At 26.7% G+C, this 6,421-nt stretch carries 5 protein-coding genes; all 5 read right to left on the bottom strand.

Annotation, left to right across the window (positions count from 1 at the left end):
* Positions 1–1,041 (bottom strand): restriction endonuclease subunit S (locus PF569_02185; protein ID MDA3855040.1); only part of this gene is annotated, 1,041 nt, incomplete at its 3' end.
* Positions 1,038–2,141: a hypothetical protein gene (locus PF569_02180; protein ID MDA3855039.1), complete on the bottom strand. Its 1,104-nt coding sequence runs from the start codon at positions 2,139–2,141 to the stop codon at positions 1,038–1,040. The genes PF569_02180 and PF569_02185, both read right to left, overlap by 4 nt.
* Before the next feature lies 1 nt (position 2,142).
* Entirely contained in the window at positions 2,143–3,675 is a 1,533-nt protein-coding gene (locus PF569_02175) for an N-6 DNA methylase (GenBank protein ID MDA3855038.1), read from the bottom strand.
* Between the two features lie 3 nt (positions 3,676–3,678).
* On the bottom strand, positions 3,679–4,095 hold the full coding sequence (locus tag PF569_02170) for a hypothetical protein (protein MDA3855037.1): 417 nt from the start codon (positions 4,093–4,095) through the stop codon (positions 3,679–3,681).
* 62 nt (positions 4,096–4,157) lie between these two features.
* A partial coding sequence (locus PF569_02165; protein ID MDA3855036.1) for a DEAD/DEAH box helicase family protein occupies positions 4,158–6,421 on the bottom strand: 2,264 nt, incomplete at its 5' end.

Genomic DNA, 6,421 nt, shown 5'->3' with positions numbered 1-6,421 from the left:
TTCAATTGGAGGGGTGGGAATTTCTAAATTTTTGACTATTGGCAAATTTAAATTTTTTTGTCTAACTCCCCTTTGGTGTCTTTTAAAATGTTCTTTAGCAATCTGAATTAAATGATATAAATAGTAAACATTACCATTCTCATTGATTTTAGAATATACAATTGCCTGATTACATGTACAAGGTTTCAAGTTGATACTTGATTTTAAAGCAGCAGTATCATACATCCCAAGTAATAATGATTTTTCTTCAATCATTTTAGCACCACTTTCTTTAATAGCTTGTTCATTAATATGTTCATTACTATTTATAACATACATAGAATTCAACTCTCCAGCTATAAACCATGGAATATTCCCTTCAAAATATTTAGTTTTACTTCTTAGTGGAGTCCCTCCACTTTGCCATCTACCAAAATATTCTAAAGGATTAATTTTCCAACCTTTCTCATTTTTAACAGGATCTCCAAACATTTCATAAAAAACACTTTCAAGATATTCTTTTGTCAATTCATTAAGACTTTCTCTTTCATTTTTAACTCCTTCAGCTTTCTCAAGAATTTCAACAATTTTCTTTTGAGTCTTTAAAGGAGGTAAAATTATTTCAATTTGAGAGAAATTAGTTTTATTCAATAATGGAAGTACAGCTTTTGAAGCTTTTTTAGCAATTATTTCTTTATTTAATAATATTGAATAGTAAATAAATTCAGGAATTACGATTTCTAAGTTAGGAATTATTGAATTGATTTGTTGGTTTGTAGAAACTTCACAATTAGCTATTCCTACTTGTCCAATATTTCCAATACAAGATACCATTACTGACCCTTTAGGCAATATTCTTGAGACTTTCCTTCCTTCCTCAGAAATTGTATCAACTGAGTTAGATATATATTTTGTTTTTAAATCTGGTGTCTTAATCCATGGTAATTTGCCTCCATAATAATTAGAATTAGATTTAGAAGGCGTATTTCCTGTAACAATTTTACCTAAATCTTTAAGTTTTACTAATTCCCAACCTTGAGGCAAATCTTTTTTTGAAATCACTTATCTTCTCCCTCCTCTTCTTTAGATTCTTCATCAAATGAAGTTAATTGTAATGTTTCTTCACCTAATCCAGTTAAAGTTTTTACTGATGTTGAAATATTAGAAACAATTTCAGAAACTACTTTTATATTTTGAAGTTTCTTATTTCTTTCAGTCTTTGTTTTTGTATTTTCACTTTCTTCATCATCATTGTCTTCTGTCTCTTTAGGTGAATTAGCTTCAATTAAAATACCTTTATCATGCATTTTAATTATTTTACCTACTGATTGCAAAATTGCATTTTCCAGTTCTGCATCCCTAGTATTTCCATTCTTTTTAGCATATTCTTTAACTATTAATTTAACAAGTCTTTCCTTCTCAGATTTAAGCAAATCTTTAATTTTTTTATTTCCTTCTTTTTCTGTTGTTTTAAATCCTAATTTCTTAGCATTATCTTTTAATTCTTTTATTTCTAAAACTTTTTTGTATATATCTAAAACTTCTTTAACAATATGCAAAATTGCCTTTGTAACCATATAACTTCCAACAACATAAACTAATATTGAACCTGTATCAACAGATGATACTCTTGGTTTAATGTTTTCTTCTCCTAATAATTCTGTTATATGTTTAAGTATAAAATCCCAATCTTTCAAGTAAAAATTAACTTTTTCAAGTTCATTTTCAGAATTTGGGATTATCAAACCAATTTCAAATTCTTCAAGGTTTTCATAATATGATTCAATATCTAATTTTTGTAATTGTTCAAAATTTTGTTTTAAAATAGTTATTTGACTATTTCTATTTGAAATTAATTTAGATAAATTTTCCTTTAATTTATAACTTTCAGTTTCTAACATATTTTTCACATTATCATATAAAGCATTTCCAAATAAATTTTCTGAGTTTAATTTTTTTAAAATTTTTTGTTTTGAAAATGGGTATTCATTCACAATACTTCCTTGACACCAAGAAAATAATTTATTAAGAAATTCATCAACTTGTGTTCCATCACCTGAATTTATAACTCCTAATATATTGTTAAGTATAGTTTGAATATTTGACTCCTTCTCTTCATTAATAAGCTCTTCAATAATACCATACATCTTAGTTATTTCCATTCTAAATTAACCTCTCCAACTCTTCAATCTCATTCAACTCTTCAGAAAGATTATCTTTAATGTCTTTTAAAATATCTTTTGAAGGTCTATGTTCTTTTTGTTCATACTCAATTTCTTGGTATTTAGAAATACTTAAATCATAATCTTTGTCTTTAATCTCTTGAGATTCAACAAAAAAACATTTTCCAGTTCTTCCTTCATCTTTTTCAAGAAAATTTTCAACAATATCAGTAATATCTCCTTTGCCATCAATAAAGTTTCTTTTATCATCTAAACTATATCCATCAGAGGTCATATTGTAAAACCAAGTCTTAGAAGTTTCTCCACCCTTTTTAATAATTAAAATAGCAGTTGATACTCCGGCATAAGGTTTAAAGACTCCTGAAGGTAAAGAAATAACTGCATCTAAAGTATTCTCTTCAATAATCTCTTCCCTCAAGGCTTTATGAGCTTTGGAAGAACCAAATAAAACACCATCTGGCAAAATAATACCTAATCTACCACCTACTTCGAGTAAGTCTAAACTTTTTTTTACAAATAATAGTTCAGTTTTTTTAGTGTTAAGTAATTTTAAATCTTTATGTATTAAAGAACTATCAATAGTTCCTTTAAATGGTGGATTCTCAAGTAATACTGTAAATTTCTCCGCACTCTCTTCATAATTCTCTGATAAAGTATCTTCTTCTTTTATATGAGGTTCAGTTATACCATGCAACATTAAATTCATCAATGCTATTTTAACCATGGTTTGATCATTATCGTATCCAAAAAATGTATTAGTTCTAAGTTTTTTCCAATGTTTATCATCAGTTAAATTAGCACCAGTTAAACTATGAACATTACCTTGTTCATCATATTCAATATGTTCTTTAGGAGTATATTTTTCTAAAATATGTTGATATGCAGAAACTAAAAAACCACCAGTACCACAAGCCATATCTCCTATTTTATCATTAATGTCTGGATTTACTAATTTTGTAATCATCTTAATAATATGTCTAGGAGTTCGGAATTGTCCATTTTTCCCAGATGTTGCAAGTTCGCTTAAAAGGAATTCATAAATATCACCTTGAACATCATAATTTTGTTCTGTAATTTTTAGCTCTGTTAATGTCTTTACTGCTTCTTTTAGTAAGGCAGGTCTTTGAATCACAAAAGTCGCATTTTTCATTACTTTAATATATAAATCTTCTTTCTCTCCTAACTCTTCAATATCTTTTTTGCCTAATGTTTTAATAAATGGAAAAACTTTACTATGAAAATGTGCAAGCATCTCTTCTGAGTCCATTAAGGACCATTCTGACCACCTACATTCTTTCCTATTAAACTTTACACCATTAATTTCAGTATCTCCTTCAAAAATGCTTTTATGACTAGGATTTCTTTTAGTAATTCTGTCATCTTCCTTTTCTAATCTCATTATAAATATCAAATAAGATAAATTTTCAATTGCTGTCAATGGATTTGTTAATCCACTGCTCCAAAACTTATTCCATAAACTATTAATTTTACTTTTCAAACTTGCTTCTAACATTCTTTAATTTCCTCTTCTTAATTTCTCAATTGTAGCTAAATTTATGATACTTGATTTTTCTTTTTTATTTGAAAAATTATGATAATAGTCCTCTAAACTACTTCTTATTTGCCCATATAAATTTTCTAAAAAATCTAATTCAATATCAGAACTAACTTTTACTTTTTGTTCTTTTGGATTATCAAGTAATATACTCCATTTAAATTTATTTTCTCTTGGCATATATCTAATTTCATTAATACCTGAAGTAAACACTTGATTTCCAGAATCAAGGTCTCTTTTTATTAATTCTCTAATATAAGATGACCTATCCTCATCATTAGCTTTACAATGAGCCGTAATACTGCTAAGTAATTCCGGACTTACTTTAAGAGTGATGGGTTCTGAATTTCCTTCAATTTCTCTATATGATCGACTCATACAATACCAAATTCAATCTTGCTTATAAATGTTTATTTTTAGGTGCACTCAGGTACACTTGTTTATTTTAACCCGTTGTAAAATGCAAGTATCTCATTTATTTGTGAAGCTTCAAATACATTATCAATACCTCCTGCAATATTTTCAAACTGTCCAGAATATAAATCACTCTCTTGAATTTTTCTATCCATTAAGAATTTCTTTTCAATCATATCTAAGAACTTTAATTGAGTTTGATTAAAATTAGATTTATGTTTATTTCTAAAATCTTTAAATTTACTTTCCAAATCTTTTCTTTCTCCTTCAATATCATTATTTTTTAAATACATTCTAATTAAAGATATAAGATTACCAGTATAAAATTGTCTTACGACTGATTCTGTTAAATTAAGTTCTTTTTTGAAAGTATCTTCTAAATATTCAATATCTGCTTCATATAATGGTTCATCATTCATAATTTTATGAATAATAGGGTTAAACTTAGCAAGTTCAAATATTTTTTTCCTAATTTCTTCTTTATACAATGTAGTATCTTTAAATTCTCCTCCATATAAAACTATATTTTCTTTAACTTTCATACTATCAGACACATTAATCATAAGGGGATATTCTCTACTACTTCTTTGAAGATTAGAGATAGGATATATCTCATCTAATAAAAATCTTGATTTTTTAAAGTCATATTTATCCCAAAAATCTTGATGTAATGCTTTTTCTAATTGTTTCTTTTTTTGTAAAACTGAAGGTAGTGGAACACTATATATTTTATTAATTGTATTCTTTAGTTTCTCTTTTGATTTTTCAAAACCTTCTTCATCTTTGGATAAAGCTAATATCATTGATTTTTCAATTTCTCTTTTAAAGGATAATTTTAATGGGTCACCTGCTGATTTTAGCTCAATAAATGGAGATATTTCTTTTTTTAAGTATTCTATTTGATTAATAGCTGAATTTTTCCAAAAAAATGAATCTAGAGCCTTATTTATTATCGAAGCATTTTCTTTTACTTTTGGTAAATCTTTAGGTATATCTTCAATTTCCTTATGAATTAATTTTTTAAAATATTTTATTTTCTTATCGTCTTTGCTTTTAATATAATAATTTAACAAGTCTACTCTATAGTTAAATATCCTAACTAATGGAGAAACTGGCTTTTCTTTGTCATCATCTTTTAGATTACCCCAGTCATCAAAATTATGCAAAAAATCATATATTACAAAATATTTCTTTCCCCCTTCAGGTAACCATTCTTTATGTTCACAAGCATCTTCACATCTTGAACCTCTCCCTATCATTTGCCAAAGTCTAATTGTTGAACTAATTGGTTTGATAAAAACTAAATTACAAACCTCAGGAACATCAACACCAGTATCTAAAATGCCAACTGATACTGCAATTCTAGGATAAGATTTTGATTCAAACCTTACAATTTGTTTTTGAGTATTTTTAGTTTTTCCGCCCGTTACAATAATATCTGCTAATCCAGGCTTGTTTGGATATAAATTTTTAATTTCTTCATAAATTCTTTCTGCATGAGGGATATTCATAGCAAATATAATAGTTTTACAAAATTCTCCAGACTTATCTTTTTGTAAGACATCCATAAATTCAGCAACTTGTAAATGAGTTGTTTCTTTATTTACAATTTTCTTTTCTAACTCATCTCCTTCAAAATTAAATTCTTCAATGTCATAAATACCTTTTTTAGCTAATTCTTTTTCTATTTCATATCTTTCTTCTTCTGTTATATTATCCAAATTAAAACCTTCTTTTTGTCTCTCAGTTTGATATTTCATAACATGCTTTCTAAAATCAACTAAAACTTTATCCTCAACAGCATCATAAAAATCATAAACTACAGTAGGTTTGTTTTTTGGACAGTTAAAAAACTGATATGAGTTTCTATCTATAAAATTTGCAGGTGTTGCAGTTAAACCAATTTTATAAGCATCAAAATATTCTAACATATGTTTATATTTATTAAAAATTGACCTGTGAGCTTCATCAATAACAATTAAATCAAACTCACCTACTGACATTTCAAACTCTCCATTTTTGTTTCTTCTATTGTAAAGATTAACAATGGTTGGAATTGTTGCGGTGTATAATTCTTGACCATGTTTATAATTAATCTTATCTTTTTTCTCTTTAATTTCCAAAATATTTTTATTTGGAAAAAACTTCATAAATCCCTTTTTGTATACTTGTTCTCTTAATGCTACTCTATCAGTTAAGAACAATACTTTATCTACAATTTTTCCCCTTCTTAAAAAATCAATCAAAGCCATAGCAACTCTTGTTTTTCCAGTTCCTGTAGCCATATTTA

It is taken from the genome of Candidatus Woesearchaeota archaeon, assembly GCA_027858315.1.
Taxonomy (GTDB): Archaea; Nanobdellota; Nanobdellia; order Woesearchaeales; family UBA583; genus UBA583.
Note: the sequence above shows the minus strand (reverse complement) of the source record. Positions and strands in the feature narration are given on the sequence as shown.